Source organism: Clostridium sp. UBA4548 (assembly GCF_002387895.1).
Taxonomy (GTDB): Bacteria; Bacillota; Clostridia; order Clostridiales; family Clostridiaceae; genus Clostridium_J.
Window position 1 is genome coordinate 98,132 of record NZ_DGLI01000048.1, and the last position, 19,174, is coordinate 117,305.

The 19,174-nt window shown below is 30.6% G+C and carries 11 protein-coding genes; 10 read left to right on the forward strand and 1 reads right to left on the reverse strand.

What is annotated here, in order from left to right:
- Positions 1-24 precede the first annotated feature (24 nt).
- From addB to B3040_RS18110, 8 genes are all read left to right on the forward strand, one after another.
- A complete protein-coding gene (gene addB / locus B3040_RS18075) occupies positions 25-3,477 on the forward strand; it encodes a helicase-exonuclease AddAB subunit AddB (RefSeq protein WP_291576399.1) in 3,453 nt (1,150 codons plus the stop codon).
- The gene (locus B3040_RS18080) at positions 3,467-7,606 is read left to right on the forward strand and encodes a UvrD-helicase domain-containing protein (RefSeq protein ID WP_291576401.1); all 4,140 of its coding nucleotides are present in this window, start codon (positions 3,467-3,469) and stop codon (positions 7,604-7,606) included. The genes addB and B3040_RS18080 overlap by 11 nt, the downstream gene beginning before the upstream one ends.
- 214 nt (positions 7,607-7,820) lie before the next feature.
- Positions 7,821-9,455, forward strand: a complete 1,635-nt coding sequence (locus tag B3040_RS18085; RefSeq protein ID WP_291576403.1) for a hypothetical protein — start codon at positions 7,821-7,823, stop codon at positions 9,453-9,455.
- Positions 9,456-10,174: 719 nt separating this feature from the next.
- Positions 10,175-11,215, forward strand: a complete 1,041-nt coding sequence (locus tag B3040_RS18090) for a M42 family metallopeptidase (protein WP_291576405.1) — start codon at positions 10,175-10,177, stop codon at positions 11,213-11,215.
- A complete protein-coding gene (locus B3040_RS18095) occupies positions 11,206-12,234 on the forward strand; it encodes a M42 family metallopeptidase (RefSeq protein ID WP_291576407.1) in 1,029 nt (342 codons plus the stop codon). Before B3040_RS18090 ends, B3040_RS18095 begins: the two co-directional genes overlap by 10 nt.
- Before the next feature lie 482 nt (positions 12,235-12,716).
- The gene (locus B3040_RS18100) at positions 12,717-13,706 is read left to right on the forward strand and encodes a M42 family metallopeptidase (RefSeq protein WP_291576409.1); all 990 of its coding nucleotides are present in this window, start codon (positions 12,717-12,719) and stop codon (positions 13,704-13,706) included.
- A 521-nt stretch (positions 13,707-14,227) separates the two neighbouring features.
- Complete coding sequence (locus tag B3040_RS18105) at positions 14,228-14,950, forward strand: NAD-dependent protein deacylase (protein WP_291576411.1); 723 nt, start codon at positions 14,228-14,230, stop codon at positions 14,948-14,950.
- Between the two features lie 240 nt (positions 14,951-15,190).
- Positions 15,191-15,415, forward strand: a complete 225-nt coding sequence (locus tag B3040_RS18110) for a hypothetical protein (RefSeq protein ID WP_291576413.1) — start codon at positions 15,191-15,193, stop codon at positions 15,413-15,415.
- Positions 15,416-15,816: 401 nt separating this feature from the next.
- Here the strand turns inward: B3040_RS18110 and B3040_RS18115 are convergent, their stop codons facing one another.
- Entirely contained in the window at positions 15,817-16,674 is an 858-nt protein-coding gene (locus B3040_RS18115) for a nitrilase-related carbon-nitrogen hydrolase (RefSeq protein ID WP_291576415.1), read from the reverse strand.
- A gap of 403 nt (positions 16,675-17,077) precedes the next feature.
- Here B3040_RS18115 and B3040_RS18120 point away from each other — a divergent pair, with 403 nt between their 5' ends.
- Complete coding sequence (locus B3040_RS18120; protein ID WP_291576417.1) at positions 17,078-17,920, forward strand: YihY/virulence factor BrkB family protein; 843 nt, start codon at positions 17,078-17,080, stop codon at positions 17,918-17,920.
- Between the two features lie 272 nt (positions 17,921-18,192).
- On the forward strand, positions 18,193-19,125 hold the full coding sequence (locus B3040_RS18125) for a type I phosphomannose isomerase catalytic subunit (RefSeq protein ID WP_291576419.1): 933 nt from the start codon (positions 18,193-18,195) through the stop codon (positions 19,123-19,125).
- Positions 19,126-19,174: the final 49 nt, after the last annotated feature.

Below are 19,174 nucleotides of genomic sequence, written 5' to 3' on the forward strand. Positions count from 1 at the left end.
TAAAAATTAGGATGTGAAATTGTAATGAGCATTAGATTTATATATGGCAGATCTGGTACAGGTAAGAGTTATACCTGTACTGAGGAAATTTATAATAGAGTAAAAGAGGGGGGAACTCATCCTTTAATTCTTGTAGTTCCAGAGCAACTTTCCTTTAGAGCAGAAAAATCATTAATACAAAGAATTGGAGCCACTGGAATTAACAATGTTCATGTGCTTAGTTTTAAGAGATTAGCCTTTACTGTATTTAGTGAAGTTGGGGGCATAGCTCATAATCACATGAACTCTACAGGAAAAGCTATGATAATCAATAAAATATTACAGGAAATCAGGGAGGATTTAAGCATCTTTGGTAAGATATCAAAACAAAGGGGCTTTGTAGATACTGTTTCAGAGGTAATTACAGAACTTAAAAGACATAATGTAACTCCTGAGGTTTTAGGGGAGCTAAAGGAAAAAGTTGTTGATAACACGCTTTTATTTCATAAACTTTCTGATATAGCTTTAATCTATAATAGCTTTCAAAAGAAACTTAATACAGGTTATTTTGATCCTGAGGATGACCTTAATCTTTTGTATGAAAAGTTGGAGGAGAGCAAATTTTTAAAGGGTGCGGAATTTTGGATTGATGAATTTAGTAGCTTTACACCTCAGCAATATAATGTTATTGGAAAGCTTTTTAAGGTAGGTAAAAATGTAAATATAACTCTTCCTTATAGCGGAAAGGAAATAAGAAATAAGGATGATGAAACTAATCCTTTTTACCCTATTTTTATTACTGAAAGTACCTTAACAAACATTGCACAGGACTATGGCTATTATCCTAAAAATCCTCTTTATTTAAAAGTAAATCATAGATTCGAAAACTCTAGTGAACTAGCCTTTCTGGAACGCAATTATTTTAATATTGGAGTTAAGGCTTTTGAAGAAAAAACAGAGGATATTAAGATTTTTAAGGCTCAAAATTCCTATGTTGAAATAGAGTACATAGCAAAGGATATTTTAAAGTTAGTTAGAGAAAAGGGTTTAAGATTTAATGATATTGCTGTAGTAACAAGAGATTTAGAAAGTTATGAGGAAATCACAAAAGTAATCTTTAATGAATATGAAATTCCTCACTTTATTGATAACAAAAAGGATGTATCAGGAAATCCTTTGGTCATATATATTACATCAATTCTTGAAGTGTTTATCAGAAGTTGGAGTGATGTGGCGGTTTTAAGGTATATTAAGGCTGGATTTAATAGGTTATCTATAGAAGAAGTAGACTTACTAGAAAACTATGTGTTGGAGTATGGAATAAAGAGTAAAAAACGATGGACTGAGGATAAGTTTTGGAGAGAAAGTGAAAAGTATCCTAAAATTATTGAACTAAGAGATAAAGCTGTAGGCTCTCTATTTTCCTTGCAAAAACTTTTAAAGGGAGAAAAAACTGTTAAAGGAATTACCACTAACCTTTTCAATTTCTTAAAGGAAGGTAATGTATATGAAAAGGTAGAGCAATATATAGAAGTATTTAAAGCTGAAGATAATTTACTTTTAGTTGAGGAATACAGTAGCATTTGGAATTTGATTATAGAAATTATGGACCAATTAGTAGAAGTATTAGGAGATGAGGAAGTAACTCTTGAAGAGTTTAACAGTATTTTCACCATGGGAATAATACAAAATCAAATGGGACTAATTCCACCCTCCTTAGATTCAGTTATAGTAGGAAGTGCAGAGCGTATAAGAACCCATGAAATAAAAGCTCTTTATGTAGTTGGAGTAAACGATGGAGTTTTTCCAAGAAGCAGTAATGATGAAGGATTATTTAATGATTCGGATAGACTGTTATTTCAAAGTAATGGAGTAAGCATGGCTGACAATAGCCTTCAGCAAGCCTTTGCAGAGCAGTTTTTAATTTATAATACGCTTACGTTGCCAAGAAAGTATCTTTGTATAACTTATCCAATAGCAGATACAGAAGGAAGGGCAAAGCGTTATTCTATAATAATTCCAAGGCTTAAAGCTATATTTAAAAGAATCACAGAAGAGAGTAGCATTGGAGTAGAATATAACAAAGAAGAAAACTACGAAGATTTGGTTGCTATAACACCAGCCTTTAATCACTTAATAAGTAAAATCAGAGAATATATAGAAGAAGATAGAATTCATCCTATTTGGCAGGAAGCTTATAGATATTTTAAAGAACACGAAAACTATAAGGAAATAACAAACAAGGTGCTTTCAGGATTTTCTTATACTAATGCTGTAGAAGAAATTAAAAGCGAAAAGATAAGAAAGCTCTATGGAAATAACTTTAGTGTGTCAAAAATAGAAAGATATGCTCATTGTCCTTTTGCATACTTTGTTCAATATGGGCTAAGAGCAAAAGAGAGAAAAGTGTACACCTTTGCTCCACCGGACTTAGGAAACTTTCTTCATAAGGGGTTAGAAAAGTTTTCAGAAATAGTGGAGCGAGAAAACAAGGTTTGGGGAAATTTAGAAGAGGAATTTTTTAACAAAGCTATTGATGAGGTAATAGAATATTTAGTTTCAATTGATGAAAACTTTATTTTAAGCAGTTCTAAAAGACATGAATATGTTATTAAAAGATTAAAAAGAGTTCTTCATAGAATGGTATTAATCATTGATGAACAAATGGACAGAGGAAACTTTAAGCCTCTAGGCTATGAAATTTCCTTTGGCTCAAGACCAGACAATGATTATCCACCAATTGAAATTACTTTATCTAACGGAGAAAGGCTAACTCTTGAAGGAAAGATAGATAGGGTAGACAAAGGAGAGGTAAATGGAGAAAGCTATTATAGGGTAGTGGATTACAAGTCAGGAAACACGGAGCTAAATTTACATGAGGTTTATAATGGACTTCAAATTCAATTGCTAACTTATCTTGATGCAATTTTAACTCTAGAGAAAACCTTTAAGAAAGAGAACACAAATCCAGCAGCCATGCTTTATTTATCCATAGATGATCCTTTAATTCAAGCTAAAAAGCAGTTATCTGATGAAGAACTTAAGGAAGAAATGTTAAAAAGTTTAAAAATGCATGGATTGATTATAAGAGATTTAGAGGTAGTTAGAGAAATGGATATGACCCTTGAAGAAGGTGGAGCTTCCTCAGTAATTCCTGTAACCCTTAAAAAGCCTAAAAAAGGAGAAGAAGAGCCCGAGTTTTCAGATAGAGGTACTTCTGCCATAACCTATGGAGGCTTTGAAGTTCTAAAAGCACATATGAAGGAAAATGTGGCTAAAATCTGCGAAGAAATGCTTAGCGGTAATATTAGTATTGAACCTTGTAAAAAGACTAGTACCACCCAATGTGATTTTTGTGACTTTTTATCCATATGTCAGTTTGATAGCACCTTAGGGTTAAACAAATATAATACCCCAAAACTAATGTCTAAAAAAGATATATTAGAAGTAATTGAAGAAGAAGCTAAAGTGAAGGGAGATGAGAGTGATGGAAAATAGAGGAGATTTACAAAAGGCAAAAGGAGAATCTACCTTAAATAGTAAGGAAGCTATAAAAGAGGCTTCTAATAGTGAAAATAAAGCCACAGCAGTTAAATGGACGGAAGACCAGCTAAAGGCAATTAACACTAGATATGCAGATGTGTTAGTCTCTGCAGCAGCAGGTTCAGGAAAAACAGCAGTATTAGTTGAGAGAATTATAAAAATAATCACAGACAGAGATAACCCAGTAGATATAGATAGACTTCTTATTGTAACTTTTACTAATGCAGCAGCTGCTGAAATGAGAGAGAGAATTGGAGAAGCAATATCAAAGGAACTTGAAAAAAATCCTAATAATAGCAATCTTCAAAAGCAGCTTACACTTTTGAATAAGGCTAATATCTCAACACTTCACTCCTTTTGCTTAAATCTAATAAGAAATAATTTTCATCAAATTGACTTAGACCCTAGCTTTAGAGTTGGAGATAGTACTGAAATTGCTTTGCTAAGAGGAGAAGCTCTAGATGAGGTCTTTGAAGAAAAATATAATGAGGAAAATGAAAGCTTCCATAAACTTGTTGAAAGCTATTGCAATAATAAAAGTGATAGAGCACTATATGATTTAATTCTAAGACTTTATAATTTTTCAATGAGTACACCAAATCCTAAAAGCTGGCTTTTACAAAAGGCAGAGGATTTTAATATAACTAATGGTTTTGATGGATTTTCTTTTAGAGATGAGTTCATAAGTGAAGTTATAGAAGATTTAACTCTTGGAGAAAAACTTCTTAATAGAGGATTAAGACTTATTGACGAAAATAATTTTTTAGAAAAATATAGAGATAACCTGAAAAGCGATCTGCAAATAATGGAAAGTTCAAAGGAGAAGGTTAAAACCTCCTTAGAAGAGTTAAGCAATTTTATAAAGGAAAATTCTTTTGGCAAATTAGCTACTGTAAGATTAAAAGAGGAAGAAGAGAAAATCCTTCAGGAGGAAGTGAAAAACTTAAGAAATAAGGCTAAGGATATTTACAAGGAAATAAGTGAAAAGATTCTTTCCTTTACCTCCCCTGAAAATGGTGAAATACTTAAAGAACTTTATCCTCTTATGTTAGAGCTTTCAAACTTAGTTCTAGAATTTAGAGATAAATTTGCTAAGAAAAAAAGAGAAAGAGGGATCATTGACTTTAATGACCAAGAGCACTTTGCCCTAGAAATCTTAAAAACTCTTAATGAAGAAGGAAAAGAAGTGCCTTCTCAAGTAGCACTAGATTTAAGGGATAAATTTGAAGAAATTTTAGTGGATGAATACCAAGACTCAAATGATGTACAAGAAGAAATAGTAAACCTTATTTCAAGGAAAGAGTCCGGATTTAGAAATAGATTCATGGTAGGAGATTTAAAGCAAAGTATTTACAGATTTAGAATGGCAAAACCAGAGCTATTTAAAGAAAAAAAAGATAGATACACTAAAGAAGCAGGTGGAGATAATAGATTAATTACCCTTCACAAAAATTTTAGGAGTAGAGAAGAAGTTATCAATGGAATTAACTACATTTTTAACTCTATTATGAGTGAAAAGGTAGGAGAACTTAATTACACTGAAGAAGAAGAACTAAAGCTTGGAGCTGAGTTTCAGCCTTTAGAAGAGGAAGGAATTGTTGGAGGAGCTGTAGAGCTACATATAATTTCCCTTGATAATGAGGTGAATTTGCCTGAGGGTGAAAACTTACTCCTTGAAGAGAAAGTGAGCTGTGATGGAGAGTTTAAGGCTGAAAGAAAAATTCTAGAGAAAATTAATAAAATAGAAGCTCCTAATGAATCAAAGGAACAGGAAAAATCAGAAGAAGACACAGAAGAAGAAATTGAGGAAGAAGAGTTAGATGCAATTCAAATTGAAGCAAGGGCCGTGGCTAAAAGGATTCAACAACTTATGGAGTATAAGGGTAAGGATACCTTTAAGGTCTATGATAAAAACTTAAAAAGCTATAGACAGCTTCAGTTTAGAGATATTGTTATACTTCTTCGTTCAGCAAACAAGTTTGCTCCAATTTATGTAGAGGAATTTAAAAATTTAAATCTTCCACTATATGCAGAAGGGGGCACAGGGTACTTTGATACCATTGAAGTAAAAACTATAATAAGTTTACTTCAAATTATAGATAATCCTCTTCAGGATATTCCTCTTATTGCAGTACTTCGTTCACCTATTGGAGGCTTTATATCAGAGGAACTAGCAGATATAAGGCTAGTTGATAAAAAATTAAACTTTTATGATGCTATGAGAAGATATGTAAGAGAACATAGTTTATTTAAGAATAATGAGGCAGAAGAACAGGGAGTCATAGATATTACTAAAGACTATGACTTAGAATTAAGGGGAAATCCTAAGGAAAACAATAGACCTGAGAATATAAATTTTCTAGAAGAAGATAATTATCTAGATATTATTAATAAAGATAATGAAAATCAGGATAATGAAGACCCTCTTACCAGAAAAATTAAAGAGTTTTTAAGAACTCTTCAAATGTGGAGAAACAGGGCAAGGTATACTCCAATAAATAATCTAATTTGGGAGCTCTGCATGGAAACAGGATATTATGGCTATGTGGGAGCTATGCCAGGAGGGATTCAAAGGCAGGCAAATTTAAGAATTCTCTTCCAGAGAGCTAAGGAATTTGAAAGAACTAGCTATAAAGGACTTTATAATTTTATAAACTTTATAAATAACCTTCAAAAAAATAGTGAAGATTTAGGAGCTGCAAAGGTCATTGGGGAGAATGAAGATGTAGTTAGGGTTATGAGTATTCACAAAAGTAAGGGCTTAGAGTTTCCAGTGGTGTTCTTATGTGGTATGAGTAAGCAATTTAATCAAAGTGATTTAAAAAGTAAAATTTTATTTCACAATGAATTAGGCTATGGACCCATGTATGTAGATTTAGAAAAAAGAGTAACTTCAAGTACTGCTCAAAGGGATTATATAGCTAAGAAAATCCAAGGAGAAAATAAATCAGAGGAAATGAGACTTCTTTATGTAGCCCTTACTAGAGCTAAGGAAAAGTTAATTCTTGTTACTTCTCATAAAAAGCTGGATAAAAAAATAGAGGAATGGATAGAAGCGGCAAGGGATGAGGAGGAAGTAATAGGAGAAAGCTATATTTCAAAGCAAAAGAGTTATATAGATTGGGTGGCACCAGCTATAATGAAACATGTGGATGGAGAACCTTTAAGAGTTTATAAGGATGATACTAACATAGAATATCTAAATGAACATAACTCCAAGTGGGAAGTGATTTTTCATAATAGAATTCAGTTTTCTAAAGTTATTGAAGAAGAAGAGACTACTACTTCTGTAGAAGAAAAATTAGGAAAGTTAGAAGAAGGTCCTATAGATGAAGAGAGAAGAGCTTTTATAGAGAATAATTTAAATTACAAATATAAATTTGAAGAATCAACTAAGTTACCAACAGTAATCACAGTTTCAAAGCTAAAAGCTATGGATATTGTGGATGATTTCATTGAAGATGAAGAAAGATTACAAGATGACTATCATAGGGAATATAATAAGCCTTTAATGAAAGCCCCTCTATTTTTACAGGAGAAAAAAGGTCTCACCCCTGCAGAGATAGGAACGGCCCTTCATGGAATAATGCAAAGATTAGACTTAGAAAAGGTGAATACTTTAGAAGAAATAAAAACACAGATAAACCAAATGGAACTTAGAGAACTTTTAACCTCGGAAGAAGCTAAAGTAATTAAAGCAGAAAAGATTTATAACTTCTTCCAAAGTAATTTAGGGGTTAGAATGCTGCAAGCACATAAAAATGGTACCTTGAAAAGAGAGCTACCCTTCCGTATGGAAGTTAGCAGTACTCTATTAGATAATACTTTGAAAAAGGAAATCTATGGAGAGGAAAAAATAGTTCTTAGAGGGATTATAGATTGCTACTTTGAAGAGGAAGGAAAGGCTATAATCCTAGATTATAAGACAGATTATCTTCGTCAGGGTGAGGAAGCTGTAATTATAGACAGATACAAGACTCAGTTGAATTACTATGGAGAAGCAGTTGAGAAGCTCTTAGGTAAAAGAGTTGAAGATATGTACTTGTATTTATTCTCAATAGACAGGGATGTAAAAGTAAATTAAGACAAAACAAAGACTAGAAGCTTTAGTAATTCAGCTTCTAGTCTTTGTACTTAGTATGAATATTTTTTAGTTATCAATTAAATTAACTTTCATTAATAGAATGTATGTTAAATAAATAAGTTTCTCAAAAAAGCTAGAGGTATTTATTGAAAAATGTAGAATAATTAGTTTTAAGAAAAAACCAAAGGCAATTTGATTTAGGAGTTGAATTTCTATGGATAATGAAGAGAAATTACAGACTTCACTTTACAATAATATAAAATCTTATGTAGATGCCACTGAGCTTTTAGAGAATTTAATTCAAATATTCGAGAGCTACTTTGGTAGAAGCGAAAGTGAAGGAGATATTTTAACAGAAATACAACATATAGTTGAGCATAAAACCTATGACTTTTATAATTTTAAACATAAGATTCTGCAATTATTTCATTGTTCCTTAATAAAGGGTAAAGATAAGTTAGACTATAATATTCAACTAGATAAGAAAGAGCTTTTTGCCATAGGGGATGAAGTTAAAAAGGTATTAGAAAACAATTTATTTTTATATCAACATGAATTTATACTAGAATTCACTAGTTTTATTAATAAGGGGGAAGCCACCTTACAATTAAAGGAAGATTTTAAAGCTTTAACTAAGGAATGTTTTAGTGATAAGCTTCAAGAATTATATAGGGGTATTGAATTATCAGAAGAAAAGGTAAAGTTTGTGATAGAAGATAAGATTTATGACTATGAAGTTTTTTTATGGACTGTTAAGAAACTTTTACTAGATTTGCAAAAGGAAAGAGAGACTTTAGAGGAAAAGGTCTATGTTGATAAAGTATTAGCTATGAGGGAGACTTTTATCGCCACAACAGAAAACTTAAAGGAAGATTTGATAAAGGATATAACCTTCATTGTAATTTCTTACTTTGTGAAGAACTTGAGAGAAAACCTATTGGCAGGGATGGAGGACAGGCTTCATAACTACAGAAATACATTAAAGCAGTACTTGAATTTTAAAACAGAAGGTTATCAGGAAGTAGAAAATGTGAACTTAAATCATAAAAATTCTGAACCTGGTGAAGTAGAATTTCAAGTTTATAGTATATGTAGGGAACTTTTTATATGCCAATATAATTATCTATCCAAGATTTTTAGTCTTTGCAAAACCAAATTTGACACCTTAACTTCTGAAGTTAAATTTAATTTAGATATTATATTTAATGGGGAGTTTGAAGAACCCATATATTTTATTAACACTTATGAGGATTTTAATAATATTTGTGATATATTCAATGAAAAGTTACATGTGATTTTATATACTTTTACTATTAATACTTTTAATGAGTTTAAGAAGAGTTACTATGATTACCTTATGGAGAAGCTTTCTTACAAGAAGGAAAGTTTGGAAAAAATGTATTGCCATAAGTTGATTTTAGATGGAATTGATTATATTAATTGCTATAGCCAAGATGTTAAAATTAAGTTATGTAGCAAGTTAGAAGAACTGTATAAATCCTACAGTAGTGAGGAAATCCTTACGGACAACTCTCTTAATCTTATCATTAATTTTTATAAAGTTAGAGATGATATACCAAAGGTTTTCTTTAGGGAATATATATACAGTGATATAGATTACCAAACTCTATTTTCAAAAGAGAATTTTAATCAATGTGATTCCTTAGAAGATAAAAAGCAGCTTCTTTACAATAAAGTAGTAGGTTTTAAAAATAAGCTATGGGACACTTTATATAATGAATTAATAAATTACTTTGATTATATACTTCCTAACATAGGAAAGAATATGGATCATGCGAAAAAACAATCAGATTACTATAAGGTTAAAGCAGAAGAGCCCCTTTTATAAAAGATATAGTTATAAGAAATTAAAATAAACAAAGTATTAATTATACAATGTTACTTGTACTAAAAATAGAATATATGCTAAATCGTTCAATATTCAGTTGGACTAAGTTATAAATTAAGATATTAAAAAATATGATAGATAATTACCAAAGTGAGGCTTGTAAGTTGCATTTAGTAATATAGAATACCTATGTGCTTATAATGCTTATAATTAGAACTTAATATTTTCATTAGTAAAAGCACTACTTTTTATAGAGTAGTGTTTTTCATATTGTTGTTAACTTTCGCAAGTAAACATTGAAAGAAGTTTTAGTTTATAAACAACAAATACCTATTATGTTTAAGTAAATCAGAATAATACTAAAAAAATCATCTACATATAGAACTTATGTAGATTGAGCTTGATTTCATAATGTTTAAATTTATAAAGACCTTTGATTTTAAACTGGAAAAATCTTATAATAAGAGTAGACTTATTTGAAAATTTTTAACAAATCCAATATTCACTTAAATTTAAATTAGTAGAAAGTTTAGTTGGTTCTATGTTGAGATAGAACTATGTGTAAGGATTAGTTTTCTTATGAGGCTATATGGCTTCATTAAGGGGTTGTGAAATAAACCTTAGCTTAGGAGCTTTTGTAAAGAAAAAAAGTTCAGGACTAAAAATAACAATTTAATATTAAGGTCATATAGTTATTAAAACATTAAGGAGGAATCGCAATGGAGGAGAAGGAATTATTGAAAACACTTTGTGAGGGCCATGGTCCTAGCGGAAGGGAACATTGGTTACATGACGAAGTTAATAAGGCTTTTTCAGAATTTGGACATGTTTCTGTAGATAATTTAAACAATATTATTGTCTATAAAAGAGGAAAAGGTAAAGGTAAAATAATGCTTATGGCTCACTTGGACGAAATATTTATGTCTGTAACAGCCATAAAAGAAAGTGGATTTTTGGAGTTTAGAGGAAATGGAATAGATGTTAAAACACTAGTTTCACAAGAGGTAATTGTTCACGGAGAAAAGGACATACTAGGAATCATAGGAATTAAGCCACCACATCTAATGAAGGAAGAAGAAAGAGCAAAGGCTGTAACTTTAGAATCACTGCTTATTGATACAGGATATTCCAAGGAATCCTTAGAGAAAATAGTTAAGGTTGGAGATTATGTAACTGTAAAAAGAGACTTTAAAGAATTGCTTAATGGTAATGTAACTTGTAAGGCTCTTGATGATAGAGCTGGGGTAGTTTCTCTTTATACTTGTGCTAAGGAGCTTAAAAATGTAAATCACGATTTAGATGTGTATTTTGTATGTTCTGCTCAAGAAGAGGTAGGTCATAGAGGGGCAAAAACTGCAAGTAATGCCATCAATCCAGATATAGGTATTGCCGTGGATGTCACCTTTGATAGTGGTAAAATGGGAGATCAGGAAAGAGATAATAACCTAGGACAAGGTCCTGTAATTTGTATTGGACCAAATATTCATCCAAGGGTTAGGGAAAAGCTTATGGAAGTTGCAGAGGAATACAATATACCTTATCAGGTAGAAGTGGAACCAGGAGATACAGGAACAGATGCTTGGGATATTCAAATAGCAGGAGAGGGAATACCAACCCTATTAATTTGTATACCTCTTAAATACATGCACACTTCTGTAGAAGTTGTTAATATGAAGGATGTTAAAGATACAGGACGTATTATGGCTAAGCTTATCGAAAAGCTTAATGGTGAAGAATTGGAGGGATTACTATGCTATTAGACAACCTATTAGAAAAGGATGGACTATTAGATAAACTTTGTTCTCTTCCTGGTCCTTCAGGCTTTGAAGGCGATGTAAGAGAATTAATTAAAAGTGAAGTTGCCCCTTATGTAGATGAAATGAAAGTTGATAGATTGGGAAATATTATTGTTCATAAAAAGGGTAAGGGGAAAAAAGTATTAATAGATGCTCACATGGATGAGGTAGGTTTTATTGTCACTGGTTTTAATGAAGATGGGACTTTAAAGTTTAGAGCTCTTGGAGGAATAAATGAAAAAATTATTTCATCAAAGGTAGTTTTAATTGGTGAAAATAAAATTCCAGGAGTAATAGGGGGAAAACCTATTCATCTACAAGGTAAGGACGAAAGAGAAAAGGGTTTGTCTTATAAGGATTGTTGTATTGATATTGGAGCAAATTCTAGAGAAGAGTCTAAAAAGCTTATAAAAATGGGAGACTATGTAGTATTTGACATGGAGTATGATGGCTTTGGTGAAGGGTTAATTAAGGGAAAGGCTTTTGATGATAGAATTGGCTGCCTAATTCTTATGGAAATACTTAAGGAAAACTACGACATAGATTTATATGGAACCTTTAACATACAAGAGGAAGTTGGTGAAAGAGGGACCTTCATTTCTGCTTTAAATGTTAAAGCAGACTTAGGTATTGCTCTTGAAGGTACTATTTGTGCAGATATGCCAACAGTTCCAAAACACTTAAGCGCTACTGAAATAGGAAAAGGGCCAGCTATATCTATCATGGACTTAACAAGCATCTTTGATCAGGATATTGCAAGAGATATTATGGCTATTGGAGATGAAAAAAATATACCGTATCAAAGAAGAAAAGCCATAGCAGGAGGAAATGATGCTGGAGCAATTCATACTGTAGGTGAAGGAGCTAAAATTGCTACAGTTTCTGTGCCTTGCCGATATATTCACTCCTCAGTATCCGTAGCTTCGAAGGCAGATTTTAAAAATACAGTGTTACTTCTAAAAGAATATTTAAAAAGTCTTTAAGGATAAGAGATAAGCATAGTTTTTCATAGCAGTGCCTAGTTAATTTCAATGAGGTTCTTAATAAGAAGCTATGGAAGTAATAACTTTAAAGGAAGTTGTAAACATAAAGATATAAGAAATTATAAACAAAGCAATATATATAACAATATCACCATAAATCAATATAAAAATAGAAAAATATAAGAATATATAGGTTTATGTGAGTTCTAGGGAGTTATGACTTTAAAATAAGCTGTTTAGAATATTATAAATAAAAATTAATAGTTATTTTTGCGTTGGACAATTTGACCAATGCAAAATATACTTCGCATCTTTGACTTATTATTTATTTTCACATACTTAAGCTATTTGTAACCTTGAGAATAAGAATTTACACAGAAGTTTTGAACAGGAAAAATTCACGTGTGCAAATTATAATAAACGTTTAAAGATTTATAAAATAATTTAGTTTATAACAATTTTAAAAATAGGAGGAAGAATAAATGGATAGATTATTAGAATCACTACTAAGTGCTTTTGGGGTTAGTGGTCATGAAGAAGAAGTTAGACAAGTTATAATAGAAGAACTAAATAGATTAGAGTTATGTCATGAAGTAGATAAGATGGGTAATGTAATTGTAAAGATGGGTAAGAAAAGTGAGAAGGAAGAAGAAAGACTTATGATTACAGCTCATATGGATACCATGGGGGTAATAATAACTTATATTGATGACAAGGGTTTTGCAAGAGTAGGTAAAATTGGAGACTTTAAAGAACCCTCAATGATAAATACTATTGTAGAATTTGAAAATGGAAATAGTGGAAGGGTTTGTGCAACCAAAGATGACCCGAAGATAGATGATTTATATATAGATTTAGGAGTATCTTCAAGAGAAGAGGCCCTTGAGCTTATAGAAGAAGGAGATGTAGCTGTATTTAGTTCAAATATTATTGAAGAAAGAAATAATATTATAGCTCCATTTTTAGATGATAGAGTTGGTTGCTTTATGATGCTTAAAGTTATGGAGAACCTAGCTGAAAACAGAGAGATATTAAATAGTTTAGATAAAGAAATATATTTTGTGTTTTCTACACAAAATAAAGTAGGTGGAAGAGGAGTTAGAGCTGCAGCTTATAGTATAAACCCAATGTTTGCTATTGTTATAGATGGAGAAGAAGCAACAGATAACCTAGGTGGAAAAGGAAACTTTAAACTTGGTAATGGCCTTGGAATTAAATTTATGGACAGAAGTCTAATAATGCACCATGAAATAAAAGAAATGTTAGAAGAGACTTTCTCTACATTAAATAAAAAACCTCATTATATCTTTAATGAAAAAGGTGGTGATGGAGCCACCATTCATAAAGAAGGTAATGGAATAAAGACAGGAACTTTGGTGTATCCAGTAAGATACAAGGATACAAACTTAGAAATGGTAAACACTAAGGATGTAGGAGAGGGAATAGAGATTTTAAGTAAAGTGATTTTCTAATTTATAAAAAATTAGAAGACTATGCTGTTAGAGTAATTACAGACATCATTTCCTCTAAAACTAAAGGTAATGATTATAAATCAACACCTTTAACAGGAACAAAAAAAGAAGAGCTCAGAACTAAAATTAATAAACTTTTCTTTACCTTAGACTTTAAAGTTGCTGATGAATTTACAAAGTTAAATAAGAAAGAGGATAATAAATAGTTAAATACTAAAACCCGCAGGAATTATGAGAAATAATTTCTGTGGGTTTGTCAATTGGGTTAGTTATTTTATTTAGATATCCTTTTTATAAAAATGAACATGATAAATGCTTTGAATACTGTACTACATTTATATGAAGAATAAGTAGTATAAATCTTTTATTAAAAGAAACTAAATTAAAGGATACTATAGGCAATAAATCTAACTTAGTTCCTTGAAAAGTTATTAGTTCACATAGGGCTTTTTCACTTTCAACCTATACTACTTCAAAGAAAAAGTGGTATAATTTTTATCAGATAAAAATGAGGTGAGTAGATGAGTATTGCTAAGCTAAAGGAAATTATTGAAAGATCCAGTAATATTGTTTTTTTCGGAGGAGCAGGAGTGTCTACAGAAAGCAATATTCCTGATTTTAGAAGTGCCAATGGACTATATAGTGAAAGAATCAAAGATTATATTTCCCCAGAGGATATACTTTCCCATAGTTTTTTCGTAAATCGTACCAAAGAGTTTTACGAATTTTATAAAGAAAAAATGGTTTATAGGGATGCAAAGCCTAATGATGCACATTTAGCTTTAGCAGAACTTGAAAGAATAGGAAAATTAAAAGCTATAATAACTCAAAATATAGATGGTTTACACCAAAAGGCAGGAAATGATAAGGTTCTAGAACTTCATGGCTCCATTCATAGAAATCACTGCATGAAATGTAATAAAGCTTTTTCCTTAGATTTAATTATTGAGTCTAAAGATGTACCTAAATGTGATATTTGTGGTGGTATTATAAAACCAGATGTAGTTTTATATGAAGAAAGCTTAGATTTAAATGTTTTAAATGAAGCAATTTCATTTATTCAGCATGCAGAGGTGTTAATTGTTGGAGGAACTTCACTTACAGTTTATCCAGCAGCAGGGCTAATAAGGTATTATAAAGGAAATAATTTAATTCTTATCAATAAATCAGTAACTCAATATGATAATAGGGCAAACTTAATTATTTATGATAAAATCGGTGAAACTTTAAAGAAGGTTTTATAAGTAAAAAAGTAGTTTAAATAAACTTTTTTGTTATAATAGTGACTGTATAGAACTCAACTAATTTTTGCAGGATAATTCTCAATCATCTTTAGATTAAGGTTTTAGCAAAAAATAAACTTTGGCTGAATTAAATCTTCTTTCAAAGTAGCTAAATAAAATAGGATTAACACGCAATAAAATAGAGGGTAAGGAATATAATTATTTATAGTAAGCATAGGCTGAAAACTTGGGGGAATTTATATGAAAGATTATAAAATAGCTATAGCTATAGCAAACATTCCAATATTTATTGTTCTTGCTTTGTATGTTATTAGCAAAGACTTTCGAGATTTAGTTAACCATGGTATAAATGATAGAAGTAATAAGAGATATGTATCACTTAATAAAGTGTCTACGCCAGGTGTTGATATTAATATAAATGTAAATGGTATAGGTTATACTATTGGCGAAAAGAAATATAAATAGAAAAAAATAGGCTAATTATTAATCCTATTACGGAAGAGTAATTACCCATATTAAATAAGTGTGAGTTAAAGCTTCCAATAAAGGATACTTTATGAACTAGATTTTTACTAGTTCATAAAGATTTGAATGAAGTATTATAAGTTATTAAGGGAATAAAGATGAGTTTAGGATGTAAACTTCTTTTTATTCCCTATAATTTTTTCAACAAAAAGGCTTCTAAGGTGGAGTTTATTCTATTCGCTTTGAAAAAGCCTTAAAGGAACCAAGGGAGGCTCTTGTAGAAGTTGAGTTTTTATGATAGTTCACTAAACTTATTTAAAGGCTATGATTTACTGATTATTTTAATTTTAATCTCCTGTATTAATCATTTTTCATATTTATATTGAGTGCCGCAAAAAATACTAGTGAATACTTTCATTGATAGCTTCAATATTATCAATAAGAAGTTCTTTGTATAAGGATTCTCTCCTATCATTTTTAAGCGGGAAATCCCGTCTTAAGGAATGGACTAAATCTACATCTAATTCTGCCATAATTAATCCTTCTATATTTTCTAAAGAACTAGAAATAATATTTCCTAGAGGATCAATAATTAAAGAGTTTCCATTGTACTCTAAGCCATCACCAATACCAACTCTATTAATTCCAGCAATATAGCATTGATTTTCAATAGCTCTAGCCTTTAGAAGGTCAATCCAATGATTAATTCTTGCTTTAGGCCAACTTGCAGCAACTGTAATAAGCTCAGCTTCTTTTGAAGCAATTTGAAAAATTTCAGGAAACCTCAGATCATAGCAAATAAAAGTAGAAACATTAAAGTTATTTACTCTACAATGAGCTATTTTCTCTCCACCTAAATAATAGTGACTTTCTGTGCCAAAGGAAAAAGGGTGAATTTTACTATAGTTGCTCAGAATTTCTCCATCTTTACTCATAATAGCATAGTTGTTTCTTCCTTTTGTTTGATCTAGGACTTTTTCAATATAACCGAAACCAATGTTTATACCATGATTAATAGCAAGTGTTCTTACCAAGGTAATAGTGGTTTCAGATCTTGTTTTTAATGGAGTTTCGTTATTCTTATCATAGACTTCTCCACAATATTCCACATTCATAGTAAAGCCTGTAAAGCTCATTTCAGGAAATAGAATTAAATCAATGTTTTCTTCTGAGGCTTTGGCAATAAATTTTTCTGCTATATGTAAATTAGCCTTCTTGTCTTCCCAGATTATATCTGTTTGAGCTAATGCAATTTTCATAAAAATCTCTTCCTCTCTATATTTTGAAATAATAATATGTTAAAATATTACAATGTTGGATTTCAAGTGGTATAATTCAATAATATATATTATTTTAGATTGCTTAAAAGGAGACTGATTTGAGTTTTAAAGCAAAATAATCTAATGATAAATAGTATCTTAAGATATAGTTATAAGTACATACTAATTCCTATAAAAATATAGAATTTTGTTGCATCAAATTTATTTAAATATAGTTTTAAAGATGAGTTTTTATCTAATATAAACACTAATTATATTTTGAGCAAAAACACCTTTTTTCATGTTGGAATAAATTTGTTCTAAGTAAATACAATATATTATAATGAACTATTTAAATTATAGTACAATTTTGCTCATATTAATATTGACGGGAGAAAGAAAAATGAGATTAACTCAATATATAATTAAAATCATATTACGGTATAAGCATCATAATATATCAGCGCTTGCCTCTCAAATGGCTTTTGATATGATGTTTGCTTTTTTTCCTTTTTTAATATTTCTTCTAACTATGGTAGGGTTTACTAATGTAAATCCAAATGAAATATTAGTAATTCTGGCAACATTGATGCCATCGGAGTTACATGCTTCGGTATCCACTTTAGCTCTACAGTTATTGCAAACAAGAAATACTAACTTATTATCTATCTCATTATTATTTACCTTGTATACCGCGTCGAGAGGGTTTAGAGCTATTATTTATGGATTAAATGAAGCCTATGAAGAAAAAGAAACTAGAGGGTATATAAAGGTTATCTTTATTTCGGTATTTTTTATGATAGGAGTATCTTTAGTAATAATTTTCCTACTTTTATTTTTAGTTTTTGGAGAAATGTTAAGCAAATATCTGGTAGGATGGATTGGGCTAGATGGAAATGTTGTTAGATATATTGGACTAATAAGATATCCTGTAGGATTCTTAGGCATGATAGTGGTTTTTTCAGCTCTATACTACTTTATTCCTTGTAAAAAGGTAAGCTGGCTTGAGGTAATGCCAGGAGCAATTTTCACTAGTTTTTTGTGGATTATACTTTCAATGCTATTTGCTTACTATGTGAATAATTATGGAAACTACTCTGCTATATATGGGAGCATAGGAGCAATTATAATTTTGATGCTGTGGCTTCAAATAACGTCTACCACCATTTTATTAGGTGGGGAGTTAAATGCTCTTTTAGCACATGATAGAGAGCTAAAATATAGGTTAAGTGAAAACAAGAGATAAATTATCCTAAGATTCTAGAGAAATGCAAAAAAGTATAAAAGCCTATATGTTAGTTTATTGCTTTATAAGTAACTCTATAGATTAAAATCAAAACATTAGGTAACAGAAATAGGACCTAATCAATACTATATATTAATAGCTAAATAAACTATGAAGAACTCCTTCATAGTTTTTACTTTAAATTAAGTATTATAGATTTAATTATTAAGTGGGGTTTTATTAGAAATCCTTTAATTTAAAGCTTTAGCTCAGTAATACAAATAGGTGATAAGGTGTATCCATTGAAATTTAAGCCCATATATTTTGAAAAGATTTGGGGAGGTAGAGGATTAGAAGCTATAAAGGATAACTTACCACAGGGAGATATAGGCGAGAGTTGGGAAATTAGCTGTCATAAAAATGGATCCAGTATAATTTCAAATGGAAAGTATGAAGGAATTACCTTAAAAGAATTAATAACCTTATATAAAGATAAAGTTTTAGGTGAGAGGTTTCAGGAGGAAGAGTTTCCTTTACTATTAAAATTCATTAGTGCTAGTGATAATTTATCAGTTCAAGTACATCCCAATGACTATTATGCAAAGCTATTAGAAGAGGACAGGGGAAAAACAGAGGCTTGGTATGTATTAGAAGCTGAAGAAGGTGCTAATCTTATAATTGGAACAAAAGGATGCAATAAGAATGACTTTATGGAGGGAATTGAAAGAGGAACCTTAGAAAAATGTTTAAATATAATTCCAGTAAAAAAGGGTGATGTATTCTTTATTGAGAGTGGACTAATCCATGCTATTGGTAAAGGGGTAGTGCTTCTAGAGATTCAGCAAAGTAGTGATATTACTTACAGGGTATATGATTATAATAGGGGAAGAGAAATTCATGTAGATAAAGCTATGAAGGTAATAGACTTTAATTTAAGCAGTGAAAAACTTGAGGGGGAGCTTCAAGTTACAGAAGATTATCATAGAAGAAAATATATTTCTTGTAAGTACTTTGAATTTGAAGAGTATATCATTAGAAATAATTTTAAAGATGATACTAGGGGCGAAAAGTTTTTTCTGTATAGCTGCATAGAAGGTGAAGGGAAAATAGTATATTCTGAAGGAGAAGAGTCAATAATTAAAGGTGAAAGTATATTAATACCATGCTCCCTTGGGAAAGTTAAAATTTTGGGACAACTGAAACTAATTAAAGTTCATGTGCCATAAGGTATCTGAAAATAAATAACAAGTCAAAGATGTGAAGAATATTTTGAGT